Source organism: Pseudomonas sp. SDT291_1_S447 (assembly GCF_054070155.1).
Map to the genome: position 1 here is coordinate 1 of NZ_JBSVXS010000080.1, position 25,014 is coordinate 25,014.

At 58.4% G+C, this 25,014-nt stretch carries 28 protein-coding genes and 1 tRNA gene; 14 read left to right on the forward strand and 15 right to left on the reverse strand.

The features are described 5' to 3' along the window. Positions 1-82: 82 nt before the first annotated feature. Positions 83-159 (reverse strand) — tRNA-Arg (locus ACW9IR_RS21025). Positions 160-434: 275 nt separating this feature from the next. On the opposite strand from ACW9IR_RS21025, the gene folD reads away from it, so the two are divergent. Together folD and pbpG are read left to right on the forward strand one after the other, a co-directional pair. Then, entirely contained in the window at positions 435-1,289 is an 855-nt protein-coding gene (gene folD / locus ACW9IR_RS21030) for a bifunctional methylenetetrahydrofolate dehydrogenase/methenyltetrahydrofolate cyclohydrolase FolD (RefSeq protein ID WP_095050819.1), read from the forward strand. Positions 1,290-1,519: 230 nt separating this feature from the next. Further along, positions 1,520-2,458 carry a D-alanyl-D-alanine endopeptidase gene (gene pbpG, locus ACW9IR_RS21035; protein WP_102901653.1) on the forward strand — a complete coding sequence of 313 codons (939 nt, stop codon included), beginning with the start codon at positions 1,520-1,522 and terminating at the stop codon, positions 2,456-2,458. A 53-nt stretch (positions 2,459-2,511) separates the two neighbouring features. Here pbpG and ACW9IR_RS21040 read toward each other — a convergent pair whose 3' ends face one another. From ACW9IR_RS21040 to ACW9IR_RS21050, 3 genes are all read right to left on the reverse strand, one after another. Then, positions 2,512-2,718 (reverse strand): hypothetical protein, encoded by a 207-nt coding sequence (locus tag ACW9IR_RS21040; protein WP_102901654.1) that lies wholly within the window; start codon positions 2,716-2,718, stop codon positions 2,512-2,514. Between the two features lie 12 nt (positions 2,719-2,730). Further along, positions 2,731-2,937, reverse strand: a complete 207-nt coding sequence (locus ACW9IR_RS21045) for a DUF6021 family protein (protein WP_034154676.1) — start codon at positions 2,935-2,937, stop codon at positions 2,731-2,733. Positions 2,938-3,027: 90 nt separating this feature from the next. Then, positions 3,028-3,699, reverse strand: coding sequence for a peptidase C39 family protein (locus ACW9IR_RS21050; RefSeq protein ID WP_095123380.1), 672 nt, complete (start codon positions 3,697-3,699; stop codon positions 3,028-3,030). A gap of 234 nt (positions 3,700-3,933) precedes the next feature. Here ACW9IR_RS21050 and ACW9IR_RS21055 point away from each other — a divergent pair, with 234 nt between their 5' ends. Continuing rightward, positions 3,934-4,104: a hypothetical protein gene (locus tag ACW9IR_RS21055; protein WP_191626940.1), complete on the forward strand. Its 171-nt coding sequence runs from the start codon at positions 3,934-3,936 to the stop codon at positions 4,102-4,104. Between the two features lie 263 nt (positions 4,105-4,367). Here ACW9IR_RS21055 and ACW9IR_RS21060 read toward each other — a convergent pair whose 3' ends face one another. Together ACW9IR_RS21060 and ACW9IR_RS21065 are read right to left on the reverse strand one after the other, a co-directional pair. Next, complete coding sequence (locus ACW9IR_RS21060) at positions 4,368-5,117, reverse strand: TerC family protein (RefSeq protein WP_077573695.1); 750 nt, start codon at positions 5,115-5,117, stop codon at positions 4,368-4,370. Positions 5,118-5,146: 29 nt separating this feature from the next. Then, positions 5,147-5,389 carry a hypothetical protein gene (locus ACW9IR_RS21065; RefSeq protein WP_095123384.1) on the reverse strand — a complete coding sequence of 81 codons (243 nt, stop codon included), beginning with the start codon at positions 5,387-5,389 and terminating at the stop codon, positions 5,147-5,149. Positions 5,390-5,522: 133 nt separating this feature from the next. On the opposite strand from ACW9IR_RS21065, the gene nhaR reads away from it, so the two are divergent. Next, entirely contained in the window at positions 5,523-6,422 is a 900-nt protein-coding gene (gene nhaR, locus ACW9IR_RS21070) for a transcriptional activator NhaR (RefSeq protein WP_038362809.1), read from the forward strand. Here nhaR and ACW9IR_RS21075 read toward each other — a convergent pair. Next, positions 6,417-7,580 (reverse strand): MFS transporter, encoded by a 1,164-nt coding sequence (locus ACW9IR_RS21075; RefSeq protein ID WP_102901657.1) that lies wholly within the window; start codon positions 7,578-7,580, stop codon positions 6,417-6,419. The two genes, nhaR and ACW9IR_RS21075, sit on opposite strands and share 6 nt — an antisense overlap. A gap of 337 nt (positions 7,581-7,917) precedes the next feature. On the opposite strand from ACW9IR_RS21075, the gene sstT reads away from it, so the two are divergent. After that, positions 7,918-9,150 carry a serine/threonine transporter SstT gene (sstT, locus tag ACW9IR_RS21080; RefSeq protein ID WP_110719312.1) on the forward strand — a complete coding sequence of 411 codons (1,233 nt, stop codon included), beginning with the start codon at positions 7,918-7,920 and terminating at the stop codon, positions 9,148-9,150. 243 nt (positions 9,151-9,393) lie between these two features. On the opposite strand, the gene ACW9IR_RS21085 is transcribed toward sstT, so the two are convergent. Then, positions 9,394-9,903: a DUF1993 domain-containing protein gene (locus tag ACW9IR_RS21085; RefSeq protein ID WP_457465000.1), complete on the reverse strand. Its 510-nt coding sequence runs from the start codon at positions 9,901-9,903 to the stop codon at positions 9,394-9,396. A gap of 125 nt (positions 9,904-10,028) precedes the next feature. On the opposite strand from ACW9IR_RS21085, the gene ACW9IR_RS21090 reads away from it, so the two are divergent. Further along, the gene (locus ACW9IR_RS21090; RefSeq protein WP_150708964.1) at positions 10,029-10,676 is read left to right on the forward strand and encodes a YceH family protein; all 648 of its coding nucleotides are present in this window, start codon (positions 10,029-10,031) and stop codon (positions 10,674-10,676) included. A gap of 135 nt (positions 10,677-10,811) precedes the next feature. Here the strand turns inward: ACW9IR_RS21090 and ACW9IR_RS21095 are convergent, their stop codons facing one another. Together ACW9IR_RS21095 and ACW9IR_RS21100 are read right to left on the reverse strand one after the other, a co-directional pair. Beyond that, positions 10,812-11,330 (reverse strand): cupin domain-containing protein, encoded by a 519-nt coding sequence (locus tag ACW9IR_RS21095; RefSeq protein WP_457465001.1) that lies wholly within the window; start codon positions 11,328-11,330, stop codon positions 10,812-10,814. A 187-nt stretch (positions 11,331-11,517) separates the two neighbouring features. Beyond that, positions 11,518-12,336 (reverse strand): shikimate 5-dehydrogenase, encoded by an 819-nt coding sequence (locus ACW9IR_RS21100; protein WP_457465003.1) that lies wholly within the window; start codon positions 12,334-12,336, stop codon positions 11,518-11,520. Positions 12,337-12,592: 256 nt separating this feature from the next. On the opposite strand from ACW9IR_RS21100, the gene ACW9IR_RS21105 reads away from it, so the two are divergent. From ACW9IR_RS21105 to ACW9IR_RS21115, 3 genes are all read left to right on the forward strand, one after another. Then, positions 12,593-12,952 carry a hypothetical protein gene (locus ACW9IR_RS21105; RefSeq protein WP_007917357.1) on the forward strand — a complete coding sequence of 120 codons (360 nt, stop codon included), beginning with the start codon at positions 12,593-12,595 and terminating at the stop codon, positions 12,950-12,952. A gap of 231 nt (positions 12,953-13,183) precedes the next feature. Then, the gene (locus ACW9IR_RS21110; protein ID WP_457465005.1) at positions 13,184-13,378 is read left to right on the forward strand and encodes a hypothetical protein; all 195 of its coding nucleotides are present in this window, start codon (positions 13,184-13,186) and stop codon (positions 13,376-13,378) included. A gap of 98 nt (positions 13,379-13,476) precedes the next feature. Further along, entirely contained in the window at positions 13,477-13,659 is a 183-nt protein-coding gene (locus ACW9IR_RS21115; protein ID WP_007917359.1) for a hypothetical protein, read from the forward strand. Here the strand turns inward: ACW9IR_RS21115 and ACW9IR_RS21120 are convergent. Then, entirely contained in the window at positions 13,656-14,717 is a 1,062-nt protein-coding gene (locus tag ACW9IR_RS21120; protein WP_457465006.1) for an AI-2E family transporter, read from the reverse strand. The two genes, ACW9IR_RS21115 and ACW9IR_RS21120, sit on opposite strands and share 4 nt — an antisense overlap. A gap of 155 nt (positions 14,718-14,872) precedes the next feature. On the opposite strand from ACW9IR_RS21120, the gene trhP reads away from it, so the two are divergent. Then, the gene (gene trhP, locus ACW9IR_RS21125; protein ID WP_457465007.1) at positions 14,873-16,204 is read left to right on the forward strand and encodes a prephenate-dependent tRNA uridine(34) hydroxylase TrhP; all 1,332 of its coding nucleotides are present in this window, start codon (positions 14,873-14,875) and stop codon (positions 16,202-16,204) included. 267 nt (positions 16,205-16,471) lie between these two features. On the opposite strand, the gene ACW9IR_RS21130 is transcribed toward trhP, so the two are convergent. After that, a complete protein-coding gene (locus ACW9IR_RS21130) occupies positions 16,472-17,338 on the reverse strand; it encodes a LysR family transcriptional regulator (RefSeq protein WP_457465009.1) in 867 nt (288 codons plus the stop codon). A gap of 101 nt (positions 17,339-17,439) precedes the next feature. Between ACW9IR_RS21130 and ACW9IR_RS21135 the strand changes: the two genes are divergently transcribed. Continuing rightward, positions 17,440-18,336 (forward strand): DMT family transporter, encoded by an 897-nt coding sequence (locus ACW9IR_RS21135; protein ID WP_457465010.1) that lies wholly within the window; start codon positions 17,440-17,442, stop codon positions 18,334-18,336. Positions 18,337-18,477: 141 nt separating this feature from the next. On the opposite strand, the gene ACW9IR_RS21140 is transcribed toward ACW9IR_RS21135, so the two are convergent. After that, a complete protein-coding gene (locus tag ACW9IR_RS21140) occupies positions 18,478-18,711 on the reverse strand; it encodes a hypothetical protein (protein WP_457465011.1) in 234 nt (77 codons plus the stop codon). 92 nt (positions 18,712-18,803) lie between these two features. Continuing rightward, positions 18,804-19,517 (reverse strand): FadR/GntR family transcriptional regulator, encoded by a 714-nt coding sequence (locus tag ACW9IR_RS21145; RefSeq protein WP_457465012.1) that lies wholly within the window; start codon positions 19,515-19,517, stop codon positions 18,804-18,806. A gap of 345 nt (positions 19,518-19,862) precedes the next feature. On the opposite strand from ACW9IR_RS21145, the gene ACW9IR_RS21150 reads away from it, so the two are divergent. Together ACW9IR_RS21150 and gudD are read left to right on the forward strand one after the other, a co-directional pair. Continuing rightward, positions 19,863-21,209: an MFS transporter gene (locus ACW9IR_RS21150; protein WP_116030207.1), complete on the forward strand. Its 1,347-nt coding sequence runs from the start codon at positions 19,863-19,865 to the stop codon at positions 21,207-21,209. Between the two features lie 39 nt (positions 21,210-21,248). Next, complete coding sequence (gudD, locus tag ACW9IR_RS21155; protein ID WP_122597342.1) at positions 21,249-22,592, forward strand: glucarate dehydratase; 1,344 nt, start codon at positions 21,249-21,251, stop codon at positions 22,590-22,592. Between the two features lie 127 nt (positions 22,593-22,719). Here the strand turns inward: gudD and ACW9IR_RS21160 are convergent, their stop codons facing one another. After that, complete coding sequence (locus tag ACW9IR_RS21160; protein ID WP_457465013.1) at positions 22,720-23,592, reverse strand: LysR family transcriptional regulator; 873 nt, start codon at positions 23,590-23,592, stop codon at positions 22,720-22,722. 160 nt (positions 23,593-23,752) lie between these two features. Here ACW9IR_RS21160 and ampC point away from each other — a divergent pair, with 160 nt between their 5' ends. Further along, the gene (gene ampC, locus ACW9IR_RS21165) at positions 23,753-24,919 is read left to right on the forward strand and encodes a class C beta-lactamase (protein ID WP_457465014.1); all 1,167 of its coding nucleotides are present in this window, start codon (positions 23,753-23,755) and stop codon (positions 24,917-24,919) included. Positions 24,920-25,014 lie beyond the last annotated feature (95 nt).

Below are 25,014 nucleotides of genomic sequence, written 5' to 3' on the forward strand. Positions count from 1 at the left end.
ACGACAACGGGAGTCACAATCCCGTGCTCTACCAACTGAGCTACGCCCACCATATCGCGTTACTTGTGCCAAAGCTGCCTAATGGCGCACCCGGCAGGACTCGAACCTGCGACCATCCGCTTAGAAGGCGGATGCTCTATCCAGCTGAGCTACGGGCGCCTTATTAATCTGTACTCTTAAAGGACTACAAACTAAGTGCTTTCCAGTGCTGCAGAACCTTGATTCCGCTTCACCTTCTTAACCAGTGCTAGGCTGTGCCCGACAAGTGCGACGAATAGTATAGAGCGCTCCGAAGGTCGTCAAATCCTTTTTGAAAAAAATTCATTTAATTAAAGGAGTTAGAGGAATTTGCTGACCAAGCGCCTTTGCCCTCACCGCTCGACATGCGAGAATGCGTTCTCATTTTTTCCCCTCTCGATGGTTAATCACGCGCAATGACTGCACAACTAATCGACGGCAAATCGATCGCCGCCAGCCTGCGCCAGCAGATCGCCCAACGAGTTGCCGAGCGTCGCCAGCAAGGCCTGCGCACTCCCGGCCTCGCGGTGATCCTGGTCGGCAGCGATCCTGCCTCTCAGGTTTATGTCTCGCACAAGCGTAAAGACTGTGAAGAGGTCGGCTTCCTCTCTCAAGCCTACGACCTGCCCTCCGACACCACGCAAGACGCGTTGACCGATCTGATCGATCGCCTCAACGACGCCCCTGCAATCGACGGCATCCTGCTTCAGTTGCCGCTGCCCGAGCACCTGGACGCCTCCAAACTGCTGGAGCGTATCCGCCCGGACAAAGACGTCGACGGCTTCCATCCTTATAACGTCGGCCGCCTGGCCCAGCGCATTCCGCTGCTGCGTCCATGCACGCCTAAAGGCATCATGACGCTGCTGGAAAGCACCGGCGCTGATCTTTATGGCATGGACGCAGTGGTCGTCGGCGCCTCCAACATTGTCGGTCGCCCGATGGCGATGGAACTGTTGCTGGCCGGCTGCACCGTGACCGTGACCCACCGCTTCACCAAGGATCTGGCCGGCCACGTCGGCCGTGCCGATTTGGTGGTCGTGGCCGCCGGCAAGCCGGGCCTGGTCAAAGGTGAGTGGATCAAGGAAGGCGCGATCGTGATCGACGTCGGCATCAACCGTCAGGACGACGGCAAACTGGTCGGTGACGTTGTTTACGAAACCGCCCTGCCCCGCGCCGGCTGGATCACCCCGGTACCGGGTGGCGTCGGTCCGATGACCCGCGCCTGCCTGCTGGAAAACACCCTCTATGCGGCAGAAACCCTGCACGCCTGATCGGTACTTTCAGCAATAAGAAAAACCCGCCTTGTGCGGGTTTTTTCATGCCTGAGAAAAAACTGTAACCGTTCGCCGGAAACCCCTCTTTTTACAGGCCTTTTCACGAGATTTTCAGGTCACTCAAACAACCATCGACAGATCTTCAGCCATACTCCTAGAATGCGACGCTTTGAAGAAATAACCCGTTACAAACTAACGGAATATCCAACTTTTATGAGTTCGCCCGCGTGAAAATTCGTCTTTCGATTCTGAGCCTGTTTTTTGCAGTTTCAGGCACTTTCATCACGCCAACGATCAACGCTGCGGAAACCACCGCTGCCCCACGTGACGCTTCGAGCCTGAAGATCGCCTCCGGCAGCGCCCTGCTCATGGATATGCAGACCAACAAAGTCATCTACTCCAGCAACCCTGACGTGATCGTGCCGATCGCTTCTGTCAGCAAGTTGATGACCGGACTGGTAGTGGTTGAAGCCCGGCAGAACATGGACGAATGGATCAATGTCGATATCAGTAACACACCGGAAATGCGCGGTGTGTTCTCCCGAGTCAAACTCAAGAGTGAACTGCCGCGTCGCGAGATGTTGCTGATCGCCTTGATGTCATCGGAAAACCGCGCGGCCGCCAGCCTCGCGCACCACTATCCGGGAGGTTACGCGGCCTTCATCGCGGCGATGAACGCCAAGGCCAAGGCGCTGGGCATGACCAGTACACACTTTGTCGAGCCGACAGGCCTGTCGGAGCGTAACGTTTCCACCGCCCGCGACCTGAGCAAGCTGCTGGTGGCCGCGCATAAGTACCCGCTCCTCAGCGAACTCACCACCACCAAGGAAAAGACCGTGTCGTTCCGCAAACCCAACTACACCTTGGGTTTCCGCAACACCGATCACTTGGTCAATAAAGCCGACTGGGACATCAAGATCACCAAAACCGGCTTCACCAACCCCGCCGGACATTGCCTGGTTCTGGTGACCAGAATGGGCAACCGCCCAGTCGCGTTGGTGATTCTCGACGCGTTTGGCAAGTACACCCATTTTGCCGATGCCAGCCGCATTCGTAGCTGGGTGGAAACCGGTCGAAGCGCCAACGTTCCAGCGGTGGCTCAGCAATACAAGGCGCAGAAAAACCTCAAATCGCGCCAGAGCGGCGTGGTTGAAGCCTCCAAGTAACCCGTCGCACAAGAAAAAGCCCCGAATCTTCGGGGCTTTTTTTCATCTGTGAATCAGTCATTGGGCAGCGGCATCTGGTCGTCATCAGGTATGCCATCGCCTGCACTCGGGTCCCGCGAAGGCTCCGGGGTCATGATATTGGGCCGGGCCAACGGATCACGCAGCGGGCTGTCCGGATTGAGCACTGGATCAACCTCTGGTTCTGGTGTAGTGGGCACGCTATCCGGTTTTTGGTCATCGAAGCTTGAATCGGTACTCATACGCACCTCGCATCAAGGTTTCAGATTGGCTAACGGGTCATAAGGCTTGGCCGGCTTCTTGGCATCCTCGCCGGGCTCGACGTCGAGAGGCGCTTTGGCAGGGCCGACAGGATCGACCTGCGGATCATCAAGATCGGGCGAGTCCGGATCGAAACCCAAATCATCTCCCGAGGAATGCTCGGAGGAATGCGGGCCTTTCGCTGCTGGGGAATCTTTCATATCGCCTCCTGATTCACCCGCAAAACACGGGATGTATAAATAGGAGGCTTGCCGGGCGCCGTCGTGCCCGGCAGATGACGAACGGAAACCTCAGTGTGCGGCCAACGCCTTGCGAGCCTGCGCCGCTTCATTTTCCTGACCGGCCTGGGCCAGTTCATCGGCCGCTTTGAGCCAGCGCTGACGGTCAATGGCTGCCGGGATCTGCGACGGTTTCTGAATCAGCACGGCCCAGCCACCGGATTTCTCCAGTGCCGACTCAAAGGAACTGAAACTCATCAGTTCGCGACGGTTCATCCCGGCACGCAGCAAGACCTTCTGTTTGTTGCGGTCGTAGCCGGACAGGATCGCGTAACGCGGCTCGGCCCAGAACGCCGAGCCTTCGCTGAAGCGCACCATCACCGGATAACCCGCCGCCACTTGGGTCAACAGCGCGGGCAAATTGCTGTCCAGCGGATACACCACCATGCCGTACTCGCGGGCAAGGTTTTGCAGATTCTGCTGCAATTTGTCTTCGGCACCCGGCAGGTGCAATGGTTTCTCGAGCAGCCCCGGGGTAATCACGATGCCCTGCTGCGACAACAGGCTGGCCAGCACTTGCGGCCCACTCTGATTGGCTTCGCCGCGATAGAACGTGCCGCTGAGTTCGACCCGTTCCGGCAGACGTTTGACCTCGGGCGCCACAGTGCCTGCACACCCGGCCAACACGGCCGCACAACCCGCCACCAGCAGTGCCGCACGAATTCGAGAAAATACCTGCACCATCGTCACTCTCTGTTCAGACGCCGGTCATCGTGTTCCGGCAACGCCTGCGATCATAGAGCCGCGTCAGGCTGCGGTATAGCCTTAAGCGGCAGACACATCGATTGCATAGAGCAAACTGATTGGTCGCAATCGACCTTTGGTCAATAGTCTGAAACACCCCATTGTCTAGACTGTCACTGAAACAGAGCGAATTGAAAGAGTGTGGGCCCGATGCAGGGCGAAGAGGAGGCACTGATGAGCCTGACCATGACCATCGTAATGTTGATTGCCGGCTGGCTGGCCGTGGCCGCTGCCATGTTGTGGGGGGTGCTGCGGGTTTCGCGGCGCCACCATCACCATCCGGTTCAGCCTGTTGCGGTTGAGAAAACCGAAAAGCACAGCCCGCGTCACGCAGCTGCGCATTGAGGCCAAACTTTAAAAGCAAAAGCCCCTCACCCTAGCCCTCTCCCGGAGGGAGAGGGGACTGACCGAGTTGTTTTTTCGAGCTACGCCGACCTGAAAGACCAGGTTGAATACACGTTTAAAAAACACACAAATCGGCTCCCTTTCCCCCTCTCCCTTGGGAGAGGGCTGGGGTGAGGGGCTGGTTCTATCCCGCACTGCAAATCTTGATTCAAAAAAAACCGCCTGTTCTCTAAGAGTTCAGGCGGTTTTTGTACTTTAAGCAGTTAAGCCTGCTCAGCCAGCTTCTTCTGCTTCGACCGACGCGACATCATGTTCAGCACTTCAATCGAAGCCGAGAACGCCATCGCCGCGTACACATAACCTTTCGGTACATGGGCACCGAAGCCTTCAGCGATCAAGGTCATACCGATCATGATCAGGAAGCCCAGGGCCAGCATCACCACCGTCGGGTTATCGTTGATGAACTTGGCCAGCGGCTCAGCAGCAAACAGCATCACCAGTACCGACACCACTACCGCGATGATCATGATCGGCAAGTGTTCGGTCATGCCGACCGCGGTAATGATGCTGTCGATCGAGAACACCATGTCGAGCATCAGGATCTGGCCAATAGCGGCAGCGAAACCGAGGGTAACCGTCGAGGTCGCCGACTTCGGATCTTCCGGTGCCGGGTCCATGCTGTGATGGATCTCGGTCGTGGCTTTCCAGACCAGGAACAGACCACCGGCAATCAGGATCATGTCCTTCCAGGAGAAGGCCTGACCCAGGATTTCGATCACCGGCGCAGTCAGTTGCACGATGAAGGCGATGGTGCTCAACAGCGCCAGACGCAGGATCAACGCCATGCCGATACCGATGCGGCGCGCCTTCTGCTGGTATTGCTTAGGCAATTTGTTGGTCAGGATCGAGATAAAGATCAGGTTATCGATGCCGAGCACGATTTCCATCACCACCAATGTGGCCAAAGCAACCCAAGCGGTGGGGCTGGCGGCGAGCTGTAACAGATATTCCATGGGTCAGTCCTGACTCTGTGTAAGACGAATTAGATGGTCTTGGAGGAAGATTCGGATTTTTCCGTGTCTTTTTCCGGTACTTCTTTTTTCTCGATCAACCCGCCGGTGGCATCGCTGAGTGCCTGCTCGGCAGCTTTATGCGTGTCGTCAATCGCTTGCTTGGCGCTTTCGGCGGCTTTACCCATCAGTTGCTGGGCGCTTTTTTCAGCCTGATCGCAACCGGCAAGAAGCAGTAAAGACGTAAACATCAATGCTGGGATTGTATATTTCATAAGGTTTCCTTCGAATGAACAGACAGGCTCACAGACCGGCCGTCGATGGATGGGCATTCTAGGGAGATGAACACTTCAGGAAAATTCGTATTTTTAGCGGCTATACTTCGGTTTTCGCGAACTGTAGAACGTCATGCTCAATTACCGCCAACTGCATTACTTCTGGGTCGTAGCCAAGACCGGCAGCATCGTGCGCGCCTGCGAGCAACTGAACCTGACCCCACAAACCATCAGCGGGCAGATTTCTTTGCTCGAACAGACTTACGGCATCGAGTTATTCAGACGGGTTGGCCGGCAACTCGAATTGACCGAGGCCGGAAGACAAGCCCTGCCCTACGCCGAGCAGATGTTCCAACTCGGCGGCGAATTGGAACTGATGCTGCGCGCGCAACCCAACGAACAGCAGATTCTGTTCCGCGTCGGCGTGGCAGACGTGGTGCCCAAGTCCATCGTCTATCGCCTGATCGCGCCGACGATGGAGCTGAACGAACCGCTGCGCATCACCTGCCGCGAAGACAAACTCGAGCGTTTGCTGGCCGATCTGGCGATCCAGCGCTTGGATCTGGTGATTTCCGACAGCCCGATGCCCTCGCACCTCGACATCAAGGGCTACAGCCAGAAGCTCGGTGAGTGCGGAATCAGCTTCTTCGCCACCCCTGAACTGGCAGCCAGATACGGTCAGGATTTTCCACGCAGCCTGCACGGTGCACCGCTGTTGATCCCCGGCGCAGAAACTGTGGTGCGCAGTCGCTTGCAGCGCTGGTTTGCCGAGCAGCAGATCCAGCCGCAAATCGTTGGGGAGTTTGATGACAGTGCCTTGATGCAGGCCTTCGGCCAATCCGGCAGCGGGATTTTTATTGGCCCGAGCGTGATTGCCGATGAGGTGAAGCGCCAGTATGGCGTCGAGTTGATTGGCCAGACCGATGCGGTGACCGAGTCGTTCTATGCCATTTCGGTGGAGCGCAAGGTCAAGCACCCCGGCATCGTTGCGATTACCGAAGGTGCCCGACGCGAGCTGTTTACTGCCTTATGAGGCCTCGGCGCACATCTCGCGCGGCTTGAGCGTCATCAGCACCATGGCGAGGAACACCGACAGCAAGATGAATCCGGCGGCGGCAAAGCCGAGGAAACCCAGCCCTGCGCTGTCGATGACCCGACCACCAACAATGGCGCCCAGGCCGATCCCCAGATTGGCCCCGGCGATGTTCAACGAAGCGGCAAAGGCCGGCGCTTCCGGCGCGGCTTTCATCAGGCGCACATGGCTGACCAGGAACAACGCGGCCTGAGTCACGCCCCAAATCCCCATCGCCACCGCCAGCCCCAGCGGCGAATGAATGTTCGGCACCAGCGAGACCATGCCGGCAATCATGAACGCGCAGAACAACACCGACGCCCCCAGCGGATGCCGGTCTACCGCACGACCACCCAGCGAGTTGCCGATCAGCCCGACCGCGCCGAAGGCCATCAGGCACCAACCGACCACGGTGCCGTTGAAGCCGGCGAGGCGCTCAAGAATGTCGGCCAGATAGGTGTAAGCGGTAAACATGCCGCTGAACACCAGAATCGACAGCACGATATGGCCGATCATCAATGGGCTGCGCAGGATCTTGAATTGCGAGCGGAAACTGACCTGATGCTGATGCAGGCTGGTTTTCGGCAAGTAGACAAACAGCAACAAAGCCTTGGCAAAGGCGATCACCGCCAGAATGCCAAAGGCACTGCGCCAGCCGAAGGCGTCGGAAATCAGCGTGCCGACCGGAATGCCGAACACCGTGGCACAGACAATGCCGAAGCCGATCTTGGCAATCGCGCGACCGGCGAAATCCGGGCCGACGATGTCCACGGCGGTCTCGCTGGCCAAGGCCCAGAACACCGGCAGACCGAGCGCCGGAATCAATCGGGCAATCGCCATTACCCAGATATTCGGTGCCAGCGCGGCCACGGTATTGGCCAGGCCAAACATGATCAGGATGCTGATAAACAGCTTGCGTCGCTCGAAGCGGGCGAAATACGCGGTCAGGAAAGGCCCGAACATCGCCACCGTGAAGGCGAACAGAGTCACCAGCAACCCGGCCTGCGGAATGGTGACTTCAAGGTCTCGGGCAATCGCCGGCAACAGGCCAACGATAACGAATTCCGTGGTCAGCACCGTGAACCCGGCAGCGGACAACAGAAGAATGGGCAACAGCATGCGCAACTCCAGCAAAACGACGACACCAGCGTTGACCCGGAGGCCCGCTGGCAGAATTTGAAAATAAGGATGCGCAATCTTAACAGAGTGTGTCCGGGCTGACTTGCACAAACCTGTCTATCTGGTTGACTGATCCGGTGGCAGATCGTCACATGCCTGAAGGATAAGGCCTACGCTGTGATAAAGTCCGCGCCCTGAAAAACGTACAGCCTGTTCAACAACCGGTTTATTGGCGTTGATGTCGCGTCAACACTTTCGGTTCGTGGCGGTGGTCTGCCCCCTGTTTTGCCATCGCTTTACGCAACCTTGCACCCTATAAAAAATCAGAGATGCCGCTATGACTGCTTCATCCCCTTCTCTATTGCAACGCTTGAAGAACCTGAGCCTGGTCGCGCAGATCCTCATCGGCCTGATTGCCGGTATCGCCTTGGCGATGTTTGCCCCGGACGTGGCAAAAGACACCGCGTTCATCGGCAAAGTGTTCGTCTCGGCGTTGAAAGCCGTCGCGCCGATCCTGGTGTTCGTGTTGGTGATGGCCTCGATTGCCAACCACAAGCACGGCCAGGAAACCCATATCCGCCCGATTCTGTTCCTCTATCTGCTGGGCACCTTCGCCGCAGCAGTGGTGGCCGTGATCGCCAGCATGGCGTTCCCTTCGCATCTGGTGCTGTCCACCGAAAACGTCGCGGTGACCGCGCCGGGTGGCATTGCCGAAGTGTTGCAGAGCCTGTTGCTGAGCGTCGTGGATAACCCGGTGAATGCGCTGATCAACGCCAACTTCATCGGCATTCTGGCATGGGCGATCGGCATGGGCGTCGCGATTCGCCATGCCGGTGACACCACGCGCGAAGTGCTGGGAGATCTGTCCAACGGCGTGACCTTGATCGTGCGTGTGGTGATTCGCTTTGCACCGCTGGGTATTTTCGGTCTGGTCGCTTCGACGCTGGCCACCTCCGGTTTCGGCGCATTGATCGGTTACGCACACCTGCTGGCCGTGCTGCTCGGTTGCATGCTGTTCGTGGCGCTGGTGATGAACCCGCTGATCGTGTTCTGGAAGCTGCGTCGCAACCCATATCCGCTGACCCTCAAGTGCCTGCGTGAAAGTGGCATTACCGCGTTCTTCACTCGCAGTTCGGCGGCGAACATTCCGGTGAATCTGGAGTTGAGCAAACGTCTGGGTCTGCATGAAGACACCTATTCGGTGTCGATCCCTCTGGGCGCGACCATCAACATGGCCGGTGCGGCGATCACCATTACCGTGTTGACGCTGGCTGCCGTGCACACATTGGGTATTGCCGTGGACATTCCGACGGCGATTCTGCTGAGTGTTGTCGCCGCGATTTGTGCCTGTGGCGCTTCGGGTGTGGCCGGTGGTTCGTTGCTGTTGATTCCGTTGGCGTGCAGCCTGTTTGGCATTCCGAGTGAGATTGCCATGCAGGTGGTGGCGGTCGGTTTCATTATTGGCGTGTTGCAGGATTCGGCAGAGACGGCACTGAACTCGTCGACTGATGTGCTGTTTACCGCTGCGGCGTGTCTGGGTGAAGAAGCGAAAGCCCAGCGCACTGCGTAACAATTGCTGCAATAAAAAGCCCGCCGAGGTGTGAACCCGGGCGGGCTTTTTTGTGGCTGAGATCTTTTCCCCCCTCACCCCAACCCTCTCCCCCCAAGGGGGGCGAGGGGGAAAGGGGGCAGACCGAGTGTTGTTCAAAACCTGAGTTCGACTTGATAGATCAGGTCGGCGTATCTCGAACCAACAACGCGATCAGTCCCCTCTCCCTCCGGGAGAGGGCTAGGGTGAGGGGCTTCTGGCGGTTTAGAACGCGCCCATGTAATCACGTTTGCCCACTTCCACACCGTTATGACGCAGCAGCGCATAGGTGGTAGTGACGTGGAAGAAAAACTGCGGCAAGCCATAAGTCAGCAAGTACGACTGACCGCTGAAGCGCTTCTCTTTCGGCGTGCCCGGACGGGTTACGATTTCGATGCCTTCCTTGCCATCGATCTGCTCTGGCTTGATCTCGCCGATGAAGGCCAGAACCTTGGCGATCAGCGCTTGCAGCTCGGCGAAGGTGGTTTCTGTGTCGTCGTATTTCGGCAGCTCAACTTCAGCCAGACGTGCCGAGACACCTTTGGCGAAGTCGACGGCGATCTGCACCTGGCGGGTCAGCGGGAACATGTCCGGGAACAGACGGGCCTGCAGAAACGCGTTCGGGTCGATGTTTTTCTCGGTGGCGTGGGCTTCAGCCTTTTTCAGCACATCGCTCAAAGCGTTGAGCATTTGTTGAAAAACCGGGACGGATGCGGCGTACATGGAAATGGTCATGGCAGTCTCGTGTAGTGGCTGGGTGGAACAAGGAGGCGATTATAGCCATGCTTGATGACCACACGGCTTGCCTTTTGTTTGGCAAGGATTAGGCTAGGCGCCTTCGACTGCAGAGGGAACGCGCGATGACCACAGAACCAGAATCCACCTTCGACGAGCCACGGCTCAACGCCACGGAAATCCGCATCCTCGGCTCGTTGATCGAGAAACAGGCCACCAGCCCGGAAACCTATCCGCTGACGCTCAATGCGCTGGTCACGGCCTGCAATCAGAAAACCAGCCGCGAACCGGTGATGAACCTGACCCAGGGCCAGGTCGGCCAGAGTTTGCGGGCGCTGGAGGGTCGCGGTTTCGCCAAGCTGGTGATGGGCAGTCGTGCCGACCGCTGGGAGCACAAGGTCGACAAGGCGCTGGAGCTGGTGCCGGCGCAGGTGATTCTCAGTGGATTGATGTTTCTGCGCGGCCCGCAAACCGTTAATGAGCTGCTGACACGCAGCGGGCGTATGCATGAATTTGAAGACACCGAGCAAGTGGTGCATCAGCTTGAGCGTTTGATTGCGCGGGGGCTGGCGGTGTTGATTCCGCGCCAGGCCGGGCAGCGTGAAGATCGTTATACCCATGCCCTCGGAGATCCGGCGGACAGCGAGGCGATCATGGCAGCGCGGCAGAATCCGCAGGATCGCAGTGCCAGCACTGGCGTTTCGGTTGAGCGCATCGAAGAGCTGGAAGCGCGGATTGCCGCGCTGGAAGAGCGCCTGGCCCGCCTCGAATAATCACCACAAATACTTTGTGGGAGCGAGCTTGCTCGCGAATGCGATGTGTCATTCAACGATGATGTAACTGACACGGCCTATTCGCGAGCAAGCTCGCTCCCACAGAGGTTATTCATAAGGTTTCAGAGTCTGGGGTTATTCACCATCCCAGTAGTCAACGCCATCCGCCTGCCGTGCCACCGCGACAAAACCTGAGGCATTGCCCTCGGCATCGACGTTGAAGTTATCCATCACCGCATATTTGTTCGAATCCGGGTATTCGCAAATTTCCGGCTGCTGCTGGGTGCTCACCGCCAGATAACGCAGTTCGGCCTGGCTGGTGTTGATGATCTGATGGGCCATTTCCGGGCCGCCCGGCGGGCAAGCGATCACATCGCCCTCACGAATCGGAAAACGCTCGGCACCAAGACGCACCTCGCCCTCCCCGGCCACCACATAAAACATCTCTTCGTTGACCCGATGACTGTGAAACGGGCTGCCGCGCATGCCCGGTGGCAAGGCGTACAAGCGATAACCGAGTTTTTGCGAACCCAATTGCTGACCGACGCGGGCCATGCGCTGCTGATAGCGGCCGGCGGTTTCGCCTTCCGGGGCCAGGGCTTCGGGCAGGGGTTCGAGTTCGACCTGATGCAGGTTGAGGATGGGCGGATGCATGGGAGCCTCGGTCACGGTTTTTATTGGGAGCAAGTCTGTGCTTGCTGGGGAGGCAGTATAGGCAATCGAAGTTTGAAACCGAGTCGCGGCCTTCGCGAGCAAGCTCGCTCCCACAGGGGAACGCATTCCAATGTGGGAGCGAGCTTGCTCGCGAAGAGGCCCGCCAGATCAACACAAAACCAAAGAATCAGCTCCGGGCAAACGCCACCGCCGCCGCAAACTGCTCTTCAGTCGGGCGCACGCCGGTGTACAGGACAAATTGCTCCAGCGCCTGAATTGCAATCACCTCAAGCCCGGTAATCACCCGCTTGCCCTCGGCCCGACCACGCACGATCAACGGTGTCTCCGACGGAATCGCGACCACATCAAATACCGTCTCAGCCGCAGCAATAACTTGAGGCTCAAACGCCAACTGCCCTGCCTCCGGCCCGCCATCCATGCCCACTGGCGTCACATTGATCAGCATCTGCGGGCGCTCCTCGCCCAGTTCCGCCTGCCAGCGATAACCCAGCGAATCCGCCAACGCACGCCCTGCCCGCTCATTGCGCGCAACAATCAAACCGTTTTTGTAACCACCGTCACGCAAGGCACTGGCCACCGCTTTGGCCATCCCGCCGCTGCCACGCAGGGCGAAGGTCGAGTCCTTGGGCACTGCGTGGGTTTCCAGCAACTGCGCCACGGCGATGTAATCGGTGTTGTAAGCCTTGAGATGGCCATCGGTGTTGACGATGGTGTTGATCGACTGGATCGCCGCTGCCGACGCATCCAGTTCATCGACCAGCGCAATGCACGCTTCCTTGAACGGCATCGACACGCCGCAGCCGCGAATGCCCAAGGCACGAATGCCGCCCACGGCACCCGTCAGATCCTGGCTTCTGAACGCCTTGTAATAGAAATTCAGGCCCAACTGCTCATACAAATGGTTATGAAAACGCAGACCGAAATTGCCTGGGCGCCCCGACAGGGATATGCACAGTTGGGTGTCTTTGTTCGGGTTCATCTGCATGAAACTTCTCCTTCAAACGCACTTTCGGATAGACGGGATTAGCCAGCCCATCGGGTTCTGAACGATCATAAATGCCTGTTTTAAACGTGTTCCGTGGCCCTTGCACGGCCCGGTAAAGAAGCCGGTACAGACCTTACACAAAATTTACCCAGCGGCTGTGCTGATTTTCAGAATTTCGCTGTCTTAGAAGTATCCCCGCGACAACTGTGGGCCTGGTGCAGGCCCTGCCGCCGGGTCGAAGAACCGAGGACTTATCATGATTCGTAAACTCCCCATTCTGGCCTTGTTGATTGGCGCACTCGCTGTCACAGGTCAGGCAGAAGCCGGTGGTGGCCACGGCTGGCAAGGCCCTGCGGTGTTTGGCGCGATCGTCGGCTCGGCCATCATCGGCTCGGCACTGATTAACCAGGATCGGCCAGTGTATGTGCAACAACAGCCGGTTTATGTTCAACCGCAACCGGTCTACGTGCAGCAGCCACCACCACCGGTCTACTACCAGCCGGCGCCGGTGTATGTGCAACAGCCGGTTTACATCCAACAGGCCCCCGTCTACTACGGCCCGCCTCGCGGTTATTACGGTCGACCACATGGCTACTATGGCGGTCCACGCTGGTAACCAAAAAACAGAGCCCCGCTTTTATAGCGGGGCTTTTTTATGACCGTTGGTCGGCGAGCGTCTGAAAAAATCTCGCCAAGGTCGCTGTGAGGACAGTTTCACCGGCTAAAGTCGGCATGATTGACTCGACCGTTATGTAGATTTCCACAAAACGGTCACTTATTTGTCATGACGGAACCGCAATCTGAATCCGTCCGTAAACAACAGGTTGATAACAACAAGGACGACTGTATGCCAACACAAAACCCGCACCGCATCGTCGGCCTGTGCACCTCAGGCAAGGTGTACAGCGCGCTGACCGAACTCAAGCACCTGGAAGGCCATCGCTGCGCGAAATTTCTCTCGCTGCTGGCGGAAAACCTGGTGCACAAGGGTTTGCTCAACGAACGCGAAGTCATGCACATGCTTGATCAAGTGGTCGACTGAAGCCTCAATGGCGTCAATGACTACTATCGAAAGCGTTGATTGTCCGTAGAAGCGGCGAATCTCTAAGGTAGCTCCATTGTTAGATGGAGGTACTCGTCATGGCTCAGGTTCAAATCATGTCCGTTATCGGCAGCGCCGTTCCCGCCTCGCTCAGAGCATCGGGCTTGCTCGCTTGCTGGTATCTGATGCGCGACGGTGAAGCGATCAGCGGCCCGCTCACTTCGCTGCCCGCGGCGCAGGCACTGTCGCAGAAGATCGTCAGCGAGCCGTTCCACGCTTAAGGCAGTTGCACCTTGGGCTTGGTCTCGGCGAACAACGCCCAGCTCGACATGAACAGCGCCGCGATCAACGGGCCGATCACAAAGCCGTTGAGGCCGAACACTGCCAGACCGCCAAGGGTCGAAATCAGAATCATGTAATCGGGCATTTTGGTGTCCTTGCCCACCAGAATCGGTCGCATCACGTTGTCCACCAACCCGATCACAAACACCCCGAACAAGCCCAGAACCACGCCTTGCCAGATCATCCCGCTGAGCAGGAAATACACCGCGACCGGCGCCCAGACAATCCCCGCGCCCACTGCTGGCAGCAACGACAAAAACCCCATCAAGACTGCCCAGAGCAATGCGCTGGGGATGTCGAGAAACCAGAAAATCGCTCCGCCCAGCGCGCCTTGAGTCACCGCGACTACGAGATTGCCCTTCACCGTCGCCCGTACCACGCGGTTGAACTTCAACTGCAAGCGCCGCTTGTGGCCTTCCTCCAGTGGCACGGCGGTGCGCACTTTGCGCGCCAGTTCGGCGCCGTCGCGCAAGAAGAAAAACAGCAGATACAACATGATGAAAAAACTCACCACGAACTCGAACGTACCCTGACCAAAACTGAACGCTTGAGTGGCCAGGACCTGACTGCCCTGCATCGCCGATTTGACGATTTTCTCGCGCAGGCCATTGAGTTCGCCCATGCCGAAACGGTCGAGCAAGTGCTGAAAGTATGGCGGCAAGCTGTGCTTGAACTGCGCCAGATACGCGGCAATGTCCAGCTCACCGCTTTCGATGTTCTTGTAGACCGCCGCCCCTTCCTGCACCAGCAGCACACTGAGGATGATCACCGGCAGAATCGCGATCACCAGGCAGATCGATAAGGTACACAGCGACGTCAGATTGCGCTGCCAGCCGAATTTCGTCTGCAGCCGGCGTTGCATCGGCGCAAATACAATGCCGAGAATCACCGCCCAGAACACCGCGCCGTAGAACGGCAAGAGGATCCAGATAAACGCCACCGTGACCAGCAACAGCAGCACGGTGAGGGATTTGAATTGAAGGCTTTTTTCGTTCATGTCCGATCCATGTCAGTCAGGCGTCATGCACGCCCCGATGCTTAGTCAACCGGGGCCTGCACGAGTGCCATCTTTATTCATGGAGCATAGATCCAGATCAACAAACCCTCACCACACCTGACTTACCCTGCCGCGCTTTTGCGACCGACACCGCCATGACCTCTATCCTCGCCGCCCCCGAACTGCTCGCTCCCGCCGGCACCCTGAAAAACATGCGTTACGCCTTCGCTTACGGCGCCGATGCGGTCTATGCCGGTCAGCCGCGTTATAGCCTGCGGGTGCGCAACAACGAGTTCGATCACGCCAACCTGGCGTTGGGCATTCGTGAAGCCCAGGCGCAGGGCAAGCGCTTCTACGTGGTGGTCAACATCGCCCCGCACAACGCCAAACTGAAAACCTTTCTCAAGGATCTGGCGCCGGTCATCGAAATGGCGCCGAATGCGCTGATCATGTCCGACCCGGGGCTGATCATGCTGGTACGCCGGCATTTCCCGCAGATGCCGATCCACCTTTCCGTGCAGGCGAACACGGTGAACTGGGCGAGCGTCGAGTTCTGGCAGCAACAGGGGCTGAGCCGGATCATCCTGTCGCGGGAATTGTCGCTGGAGGAAATCGGCGAAATCCGCGAACAGGTGCCGGGCATGGAGCTGGAAGTGTTCGTCCACGGCGCATTGTGCATGGCCTATTCCGGGCGCTGTCTGCTGTCGGGTTACATGAACAAACGCGACGCCAATCAGGGCAGTTGCACCAACGCCTGTCGCTGGAAATACTCGGCGCAAGAGGCCACGGAGAACCAGCTCGGCGAGATCGTTCAGACCTTCCAGCCCGAGCCGACCCTGGGTCTGGGCGCGCCCACCGATCAGGTGTTTCTGTTGCAGGAAGCGAATCGTCCCGACGAGTTGATGCCGGCATTCGAGGACGAGCACGGTACTTACATCATGAACGCCAAGGACCTGCGCGCGGTGCAGCACGTAGAGCGTCTGGCGCGCATGGGCGTGCATTCCTTGAAGATCGAGGGCCGGACCAAGTCGCACTTCTATTGCGCGCGCACCACTCAGGTGTATCGCCGGGCGATTGATGATGCGGTGGCCGGGCGTGAGTTCGATCGCAGCCTGATGACCGATCTGGAGTCACTGGCGCAGCGTGGCTACACCGAGGGTTTCCTGCGTCGGCATGTGCATGACGAGTATCAGAATTATCAGAATGGCAGCTCGGTATCGGAGCGTCAGCAGTTCGTGGGAGAGCTGACTGGTGAGCGACGGGATCGGCTGGCTGAGGTCAAGGTGAAGAACCGTTTTGCACTGGGTGATCATCTGGAATTGATGACGCCCATGGGCAATTTTCATTTTGATTTGCATGAGTTGCAGAGTGTTAAGGGTGAGGCTATCGAGGTGGCGCCGGGGGATGGGCATACGGTTTATGTGCCGATTCCGGAGGTTGTGGATTTGCGGTTTGGGTTGTTGATGCGGGATCTGCGGGGTGCCTGAGAAGCCCCTCACCCTAGCCCTCTCCCAGAGGGAGAGGGGACTGATTGGGGGATATTGGAGAAGTTCACCGACCTGAACGTACTGTGCCGAATCCATAATCAACTTCTGATCAAGAAGATTGGACTTGGCCCAATCCATAATCGACCCGATTGTTCAGCTTGTCTAAATCCATAATCGACTCGGTCGATCAGGTCGATGTATAACCCATGACACCTCGGTCGGCCCCCTCTCCCTCCGGGAGAGGGCTGGGGTGAGGGTAAGCTTTTCCTACGCAACAAACTCCTCCCGCAACATCGCCACAAACGCCTCCCGCGCCGGATGCACCCCGGCGTTTTCATGCCAGTAAAACAAGTTATCGACGGCCGTCAGCTCCGCAAACTCATACCCCACACACCCAGCCCCTTTCGCGTACTGCTCAAACACGCCCTTGGGCACCAGCGCCACCCCTGCCCCGGCACTCACACACCCCACAATCGCCCCATAACTGGCGAGACTGACGATCGGCAGCGACAACCCCTGACGCAACAACCAATGCTCCAGCGCCGCCCGATACGGACAACCCTGCGGCCACATGAACACGGTTTTGTCCTGCAGATCGTCAATGCCGCGCACCGCTCCGAAGGAGGTCGATGCAATCAGCAGCAATTCTTCGCGATACATCGGCGTGCGCCTGAGCTGCGAACGTTCGACATCCACCGCGACAATCGCGCCATCGAGGCGGTGGCTGACGGTGTCGTCGAGCAACTGCGCCCAAGTGCCCGTGGTGAGTTCCAGCGCCACCTGCGGATAGCGCTGGTGAAACTTTGCCAGCAAGCGCGGCAAGCGCCCGGTCGCCGAAGATTCGATCGCGCCAATGCGCAGCGGCCCGGACGGCTCGGCCGAGGGATCAACAGCCCGTTTCGCTTCAGCGGTCAGTGCCAGAATCTTCTCGGCATAGGCGAGAAACGTCTGTCCCGCCGGGCTGATGCGCAACCCGCGGCCCTCACGCAGAAACAGCGCAACGCCCAACTCGGCCTCAAGTGCCTTGATCCGCGCGGTGATGTTCGACGGCACGCAGAACAGCTTTTCCGCCGCCCGCGCAATGCTGCCGAGCTCGGCTACGGTCTTGAACATACGGATTTGTGCGAGCTCCATATCCATCACTCTGAGTGAACATTCGAGGCAGTATAAGTCAGTTGTGACGAATGACTGCTCGCCCGGACAATCGGCGTATCAACACCACTGAGCGCCCGATCATGCCGCACCCTTCCCCGTTGAAAATCCTCTTGGCGATGGCCTTCGTCGTTGGTTGCTGGGCCTATTCGCCGACCGGTATTCACATCGGCCTGCAAGCCTACGACCCCGGACATCTGGCGTTGCTGCGGTTTCTGTTGGCGTCGTTGTTCATGGCGTTGATCGCCGTGTTTAAAGGCATTCGCCTGCCGCACTGGCGCGATGCGCCGCTGTTGTTTGCCCTGGGTTTTTTCGCCGTCAGCCTGCACCACGTCGCTTTGAACATCGGCCAGCAAAGCGTCAGTGCCGGCGCTTCCAGCGTGTTAGCGCAATCGAGCCCGCTGTTCAGCACGTTGCTGGCGCGGTTCTTGTTCAAGGATCGGGTCAGCGCCTGGCGTTGGGGCTGTGTGTTACTCGGTTTTGTCGGCGTGGTGATTGTGGTCAGCGGCGATAAGGGCTTGGGCGCTATCGATGTGCATGCACTGCTGATCCTGTTGGCGGCGGTTTCATGGAGCGTTTACTTCGCTCTGCAAAAACACCATGCGCGGCGTTACGACGGCTTCAGTCTGGCGTGTTACGCGGTGTGGTCGGGGACGTTGATGCTGCTGATTTATCTGCCGGGGCTGGGTCAAGCTGTGCTGAATGCGCCGTTGCGGGTGCAGTGGGCGGTGTTGGCGTTGGGCGTGTTTCCCAGTGCGCTGGCTTATCTGGCTTGGGGGTTTGTGCTCAAGCATGTGGATTTGAGCCGGGCGACGATGACGTTGTATCTGATACCGCCGACGGCGATGGGGATTGCTTCGGTCGGGTTGGCGGAGCGGCCGACGTTGCTGGTGCTGGTGGGATCGGTGGTGGTGTTGATCAGTGTGCTGGCGTTGAATCTGGAGCGGCGGATTGGTTTAGTCAGGACAGCCGGGACCTGATCTGAAATCTGTTTTGAAGCGTATGCCGTCTTCGCGAGCAAGTCGAGTCGTCGCACCGTCGCTCCCACAGGGAGAATGCGTTCCAATGTGGGAGCGAGCTTGCTCGCGAAAGGGCCAGCGAATCCACCACAAAACCAAGGTTCAGCGCCGATCATCCGACAACGGCGTCGGCTCATCCGCGGGCGGCACATCCTCATCATCAGCCGCCGGATCCTGCCAGTCCTCCGGCCGATCAGCATCGCTCAACGGATCACGCCCCGGGTTCATCCCCGGCGGTGCATCATGATCGGCCAGTGTCGGTTCATCGGTACCGGGCATCGGCCGGGTTGGATCGGTTGGCAGCACACCACCCTGAAACAGCAAATCATTAGCCATGACACACCTCGCTCAGGAGGTCCGGAATACCCGGGCCGTACAACTTGGAATCAGCCCTGTGTACCGCGTGCTATCGAACAGACCAACGGCGCTCAAACCTGCGCGGAAAATCGGTCGCGGCTGTTGGTCAGGTGTAGCCACATTGCCGCCCGCGCCGCATCCGCATCCTGACGCTTGATCGCGTTCAGAATCGCCTCATGTTCCAAGTGGGCCAGTTGCCCGAGCTTGCTCAGGTCTGCTGCGCCACGCTCAGCAGCATTGAGCCGGTTGCGCGGGATCATCGCACTGCCCAAGTGCTGCATGATTTCGCTGAAGCAGACGTTGCCGGTGGCTTCGGCGATCAGCAGATGAAAGCGTCGATCGGCCTCGACGCAACTGTCGTTGTTGTCGAGCAGCCGTTGATAGTCATCCAGCGCCTGACGCATTTGCAGCAGTTGCTGCTCGGTACGCCGTTGCGCCGCCAGCGCCGCCGCTTGGGTTTCCAGGCCAAGACGCAATTCAAGAATGCTGCGCACGCCGAGCGCCGTGTCGACATTCAGGCGCAAGCCCTGCTCCGGCGAACGCTCGATGACAAACGTGCCGATGCCGTGCCGGGTCTCCACCAGCCCGGAGGCCTGCAATTTGGAAATCGCCTCGCGCACCACCGTACGGCTGACACCGTGCTCCTGAACGATGGAATTCTCCGACGGCAGTTTGTCGCCGGGCGACAGCTGACCGAGCAGGATGCTCTGGGTGAGCTTCTCCACCAAGTCATGGGCGAGGTTGTGCGCACGTTTGCGGGCGGGAGCGTCAAGGTCTTCTTGCATGGTCGGTTCCGGTGATCGGGGCTTGTCGATCGTAGCATTGCGAGGCTTGCTGACGGGATTGATTCTAACGCCTCAACTTGTATGACAACATTCAAATAAATCGGAAGAAATCAGGACATCTTGAAGATTACTCGTGCGCAGCCGGGGAAATTTATCGCGACCCTAAAGGTGAAAAACCCAATAAACGCTAGGATAAAATACAAAAAAGCATAAGAAACCGGCCTTCCAGAGAAAATTAATAGACCCTCCCCACTTGTAGGACAAAAAATCTCAGTTGTATGATGTCTATCAACAACGCAGTACCCGCCCTACCCCGCATAAAAATAATCAGTGGGAGAAAACCAAGTGAAAACCTCCGTCTCCGGGATGAACGAGGGCGTCGATTCGACACTCGCGTCGGCCATCTCGAAAGTGAAACGCCACGTCCTGCCGCTCTTCGTGATCATGTTCATCGTCAATTACATTGATCGGGTGAACATCGGTTTCGTCCGCACCCACATGGAACACGACTTGGGCATTGGTGCCGCCGCTTACGGCTTCGGCGCCGGTCTGTTCTTCATCGGTTACGCGCTGTTCGAAGTCCCGTCGAACATGCTGCTGCAGAAAGTCGGCGCCCGCATCTGGCTGACTCGCATCATGTTCACCTGGGGCCTGGTTGCCGCCGGTATGGCGTTCATCCAGAACGAAACCCACTTCTACGTGCTGCGCTTTTTGCTCGGCGTTGCCGAAGCCGGGTTCTTTCCCGGGGTGATCTACTACTTCACCCGTTGGCTGCCCGGCGCCGAACGCGGCAAGGCGATTGCGATCTTCCTCAGCGGCTCCGCCGTGGCCTCATTGATCTCCGGCCCGTTGTCCGGCCTGCTTCTGCAAATCAACGGGCTGGGCATGCACGGCTGGCAATGGATGTACTTCATTGAAGGGATGTTTTCCGTGTGCCTGTGCGTGTTCGTCTGGTTCTGGCTCGACGCCAAACCCCACGACGCGAAATGGCTGAGCCGCGCCGAACAGGACGCACTGGTCAACGCCATCGACGCTGAACAGAAGGCCCGCGAAGCCGCGACACCGATCCGGCCATCCATGGGCAAGCTGCTCAAGGACCGCCAGATCATCCTGTTCTGCCTGATCTACTTCTTCATTCAATTGACCATCTACGCGGCAACCTTCTGGCTGCCGAGCATCATCAAGAAAATGGGCGAGATGAGCGACTTCCAGGTTGGCCTGTTCAACTCGATTCCGTGGTTGCTGTCGATCATCGGCATGTACGCCTTCGCTTCGTTCTCGGCCAAGTGGAAACACCAGCAGGCGTGGGTCGCCACCGCCCTGTTGATCGCCGCTGCGGGGATGTTCATGTCCACCACCGGCGGGCCGATCTTCGCCTTCGTTGCGATCTGTTTTGCCGCACTGGGTTTCAAATCCGCTTCGTCACTGTTCTGGCCGATCCCGCAGGCGTATCTGGATGCACGCATCGCGGCGGCGGTGATCGCGTTGATCAACTCGGTCGGCAACCTTGGCGGCTTCGTTGCGCCGACCACGTTCGGCCTGCTCGAAGAACACACCGGCTCGATTCAGGGCGGCCTCTATGGCCTGGCCGCAACCTCGATCATCGCCGCAATCATCGTCTTCTTCGCGCGCACCACCCCGAAACCTGCTGCTGATATAGCCGTGGCCGATGCCGCGCCAAAGCACGCCTGACGTCCATTTTTAAAGATTGCGTATTAAAAGGATAAGAACATGACCGCACACGACACCGCCAAAGCCCCGATCATCACCGACATGCAAGTCATCCCGGTGGCCGGCCATGACGGCATGCTGCTCAATCTGAGTGGCGCCCACGGGCCGTTTTTCACCCGCAACATCGTCATCCTCAAGGACAACGCCGGCCACACCGGCGTCGGCGAGGTGCCCGGTGGCGAGCGCATTCGCCAGACCCTCGAAGATGCACGCAGTCTGGTAGTCGGCAGCCCGATCGGCACCTATCAGAAGATCCTCAATCAAGTGCGCCAGACCTTCGCTGACCGCGATGCCGGCGGTCGTGGCCTGCAGACTTTCGATCTGCGCATCACCATTCACGCGGTGACTGGCCTCGAAGCCGCCCTGCTCGATCTGCTCGGTCAGCATCTTGATGTACCGGTGGCGGCGCTGCTTGGCGAAGGCCAGCAACGCGATGAAGTGAAGATGCTCGGCTATCTGTTTTATGTCGGTGATCAACGCGAAACTGACCTCGCCTATCGCAGCGAACCGGACGCCGACAATGATTGGTTCCGCGTGCGTCACGAGAAAGCCATGACTGCCGAAGCCGTGGTACGCCTCGCCGAAGCGGCCCACGCGAAATACGGTTTCAAGGACTTCAAGCTCAAGGGCGGCGTGCTCAGCGGTGATGCCGAAATCGAAGCGGTGACGGCGCTGGCTGAACGCTTTCCTGATGCGCGCATCACCCTCGATCCGAACGGCGCGTGGTCACTGAAAGAAGCCATTCGTTTGTGCCGCGACCAGCATCAGGTGCTCGCCTATGCCGAAGACCCGTGCGGTGCGGAAAACGGTTATTCCGGCCGCGAAGTGATGGCTGAGTTTCGCCGTGCCACCGGGCTGAAAACCGCCACCAACATGATCGCCACTGACTGGCGTGAAATGGGTCATGCGATCCAGTTGCAGTCGGTGGACATCCCGCTGGCCGACCCGCATTTCTGGACCATGCAGGGATCGGTGCGTGTGGCGCAGATGTGCCATGAATGGGGCCTGACCTGGGGTTCGCATTCCAACAACCACTTCGATATCTCGCTGGCGATGTTCACCCATGTCGCTGCGGCCGCACCGGGCGAGATCACCGCGATCGACACCCACTGGATCTGGCAGGACGGCCAACGGTTGACCAAGGCGCCGCTGCAAATTGTCGATGGTCTGGTGCAGGTGCCGAAGAAGCCGGGACTGGGTGTCGAGCTGGATATGGATCAGGTGGCCAAGGCTCATGAGCTATATAAAGGCATGGGCCTCGGCGCACGCGATGACAGCGTGGCGATGCAGTTTCTGATTCCGGGTTGGAAATTCGATAACAAGCGGCCGTGTCTGGTGCGCTGAAACTGATATCCAATCCACCACTGCCCCCTGTGGGAGCGAGCTTGCTCGCGAATGCGGTGTGTCATAGACAGTAATGTTGACTGACCTCCCCCTTTCGCGAGCAAGCTCGCTCCCACAGGGTTTTACGCTAGACGGAAGCCTGTAGCAGCCACTCCTTGAACGCACTCATCGCCGCCGTTTCCGGGCGCGACTGCAACCGCGTCAACCAGTAACTCCCCGTCGTAATCTCAATCGCAAACGGCTGACAAATCGCCTCCGCCGCCAGTTGCCGGGCGAACATCAGCGGCGGCGCCAACGCCACCCCGCTGCCCTGCAACGCCGCCTCCATCATCGCCAACGATGAATCGAAAACAATGCTCTGCGGCGGCGCTGCATGGGTTGCCAACCCGGCAGCCTGAAACCACTCCGGCCATTCATCGGTGCGATAGGAACGCAGCAAGGTCTGTTGCAGCAAATCCCCCGGCGAATGCAATTGCCGGGCGATGTCCGGCACGCACAACACCGACAGCGCCGCATCCAGCAAACGCGTCGCCTCAATGCCATGCCACGCCCCGGCGCCAAAGCGGATCGCATAATCCAGCCCTTCTGCCGCGACATCGACGCGATTGTTGTTGGTCGACAGCCGCAAATCTATGAGCGGATGTTTCGCCCGGAAGTCCGCCAGTCTCGGCAACAGCCAACCCACGGCGAAGGTGCCGACCGCGCCGACGGTCAACATTTCGCGATACTGTCCTCCGGCGAGGCGTTCGAGAATCTGCGCGATGTGATCGAACGAGGTGCTCAGCACCGGCAACAAAGTTTCGCCTTCACTGGTCAGCATCAGCCCACGGGGCAGGCGTTTGAACAGGGTGACGTTGAGTTGCGCTTCCAGGCTTTTGACCTGATGGCTGACAGCAGCCTGGGTAACGCACAGCTCCACCGCCGCGCGGGTGAAGCTCAAATGACGTGCGGACGCTTCAAAGGCACGCAGTGCGTTGAGCGGCAATTGCGGTCGAATCATGCCCAGCCCCAAATTTTTCTAATGGCTCGTGCGAGTTTTCGTCGTTTGTCGATTGGCGCCGCGCTGACTAGATTGACGGCGCTGATCAGTCGCCCAACGAAATAATCGCCCGCAGTGTAGCGGGATAACATCATCAACACTCATGGAGAGTGGTTCATTCATGTCATCCATTCAATCGAGCAAAGTCATTTCCTGCGCCGCTTTCGGTCTGTTTTTTGGCGCTACATCCTGCCTCGCAGCCGCGCCCGACGCTGCGCAGCTGCAAGCATTGGTCAACGACGCGGTAACGCCCGTGATGCAACAACAGAACATTCCCGGCCTGAGCGTGGCACTGACCATCAACGGTCAGCCGCATTACTTTAACTACGGCGTCGCCAACAAAGACACTCGGCAAACAGTCAGCAAAAACACCCTGTTCGAAATCGGCTCGGTGAGCAAAACCTTCACCGCCACCCTCGCCGGTTACGCCCAAGCGACCGGCAACCTGGACCTGTCGAGCAAGGCCAGTCAGCTCTGGCCTGAATTGAAAGGCAATGCCTTCGACAACATCAGCGTGGTGCAACTGGGCACCTACAGTGCCGGCGGTTTGCCGCTGCAATTCCCGGCGCAATGGGATTCGTCTGACAAGATGCTCGGCTATTTCCAACAGTGGAAACCGGTTTATCCGGCAGGCAGCCATCGCCAGTACTCCAACCCGAGTTTGGGTTTGTTCGGTTATCTGGCCGCGAAAAGCCTGGGCCAACCGTTTGATCAGGCGATGACACAAACCCTGCTGCCGAAACTCGGTTTGCAGCACACCTACCTCAGCGTGCCGGCCGCGCAAATGGACCTGTATGCGCAGGGTTACGACAAGAACGACAAACCGGTCCGCGTTACGCCCGGTGCGCTGGACGCGCAGGCCTACGGTGTGAAAACCAGCGCCGTGGACATGCTGCGTTACGTGCAGGCCAACCTGAAGCCTGAAACGCTTGAAGCGGTACTGCAAAAAACCATCGCCAACACCCACACCGGCTACTACACGGTTGGCGACATGACCCAAGGTCTGGGTTGGGAAATGTACCGCTACCCGATCAGCCTTGATCGCTTGCTGGCGGGCAACTCGACGGGAATGGTCATGGAGGCGCACAAGGTGCAGTGGCTGAATCCGCCGCAATCGCAACCTGAAGATGTGTTGATCAACAAGACCGGCTCGACGGGTGGCTTCGGGACCTACGTGGCGTTTGTGCCGAGCAAGGACGTGGGCATCGTGATCATGGCTAACAAGAACTTCCCGATTCCTGAGCGGGTGAAGATCGCCCACAAAATCCTCAGCGCTGTCGCTGACTGAAAATCAAAAGATCGCAGCCTGCGGCAGCTCCTACAAGATCGGGTTTTCACTCGGTCGATGTAGGAGCTGCCTCAGGCTGCGATCTTTTGTCTTTA

Coding starts and splice junctions, on each gene's coding strand:
- ACW9IR_RS21095 (WP_457465001.1), bottom strand. CDS start 11,330: ATGCATCCGCCCATCCTCAACCTGCATCAGGTCGAACTCGAACCCCTG.
- ampC (WP_457465014.1), top strand. CDS start 23,753: ATGTCATCCATTCAATCGAGCAAAGTCATTTCCTGCGCCGCTTTCGGT.
- ACW9IR_RS21075 (WP_102901657.1), bottom strand. CDS start 7,580: ATGCTGTTGCCCATTCTTCTGTTGTCCGCTGCCGGGTTCACGGTGCTG.
- ACW9IR_RS21100 (WP_457465003.1), bottom strand. CDS start 12,336: ATGCAGATGAACCCGAACAAAGACACCCAACTGTGCATATCCCTGTCG.
- ACW9IR_RS21090 (WP_150708964.1), top strand. CDS start 10,029: ATGACCACAGAACCAGAATCCACCTTCGACGAGCCACGGCTCAACGCC.
- ACW9IR_RS21115 (WP_007917359.1), top strand. CDS start 13,477: ATGGCTCAGGTTCAAATCATGTCCGTTATCGGCAGCGCCGTTCCCGCC.
- ACW9IR_RS21055 (WP_191626940.1), top strand. CDS start 3,934: ATGAGCCTGACCATGACCATCGTAATGTTGATTGCCGGCTGGCTGGCC.
- ACW9IR_RS21060 (WP_077573695.1), bottom strand. CDS start 5,117: ATGGAATATCTGTTACAGCTCGCCGCCAGCCCCACCGCTTGGGTTGCT.
- sstT (WP_110719312.1), top strand. CDS start 7,918: ATGACTGCTTCATCCCCTTCTCTATTGCAACGCTTGAAGAACCTGAGC.
- ACW9IR_RS21065 (WP_095123384.1), bottom strand. CDS start 5,389: ATGAAATATACAATCCCAGCATTGATGTTTACGTCTTTACTGCTTCTT.
- nhaR (WP_038362809.1), top strand. CDS start 5,523: ATGCTCAATTACCGCCAACTGCATTACTTCTGGGTCGTAGCCAAGACC.
- folD (WP_095050819.1), top strand. CDS start 435: ATGACTGCACAACTAATCGACGGCAAATCGATCGCCGCCAGCCTGCGC.
- ACW9IR_RS21040 (WP_102901654.1), bottom strand. CDS start 2,718: ATGAGTACCGATTCAAGCTTCGATGACCAAAAACCGGATAGCGTGCCC.
- ACW9IR_RS21045 (WP_034154676.1), bottom strand. CDS start 2,937: ATGAAAGATTCCCCAGCAGCGAAAGGCCCGCATTCCTCCGAGCATTCC.
- trhP (WP_457465007.1), top strand. CDS start 14,873: ATGACCTCTATCCTCGCCGCCCCCGAACTGCTCGCTCCCGCCGGCACC.
- ACW9IR_RS21140 (WP_457465011.1), bottom strand. CDS start 18,711: ATGGCTAATGATTTGCTGTTTCAGGGTGGTGTGCTGCCAACCGATCCA.
- ACW9IR_RS21085 (WP_457465000.1), bottom strand. CDS start 9,903: ATGACCATTTCCATGTACGCCGCATCCGTCCCGGTTTTTCAACAAATG.
- ACW9IR_RS21105 (WP_007917357.1), top strand. CDS start 12,593: ATGATTCGTAAACTCCCCATTCTGGCCTTGTTGATTGGCGCACTCGCT.
- ACW9IR_RS21135 (WP_457465010.1), top strand. CDS start 17,440: ATGCCGCACCCTTCCCCGTTGAAAATCCTCTTGGCGATGGCCTTCGTC.
- ACW9IR_RS21110 (WP_457465005.1), top strand. CDS start 13,184: ATGCCAACACAAAACCCGCACCGCATCGTCGGCCTGTGCACCTCAGGC.
- ACW9IR_RS21120 (WP_457465006.1), bottom strand. CDS start 14,717: ATGAACGAAAAAAGCCTTCAATTCAAATCCCTCACCGTGCTGCTGTTG.
- ACW9IR_RS21160 (WP_457465013.1), bottom strand. CDS start 23,592: ATGATTCGACCGCAATTGCCGCTCAACGCACTGCGTGCCTTTGAAGCG.
- ACW9IR_RS21130 (WP_457465009.1), bottom strand. CDS start 17,338: ATGGAGCTCGCACAAATCCGTATGTTCAAGACCGTAGCCGAGCTCGGC.
- gudD (WP_122597342.1), top strand. CDS start 21,249: ATGACCGCACACGACACCGCCAAAGCCCCGATCATCACCGACATGCAA.
- ACW9IR_RS21145 (WP_457465012.1), bottom strand. CDS start 19,517: ATGCAAGAAGACCTTGACGCTCCCGCCCGCAAACGTGCGCACAACCTC.
- ACW9IR_RS21050 (WP_095123380.1), bottom strand. CDS start 3,699: ATGGTGCAGGTATTTTCTCGAATTCGTGCGGCACTGCTGGTGGCGGGT.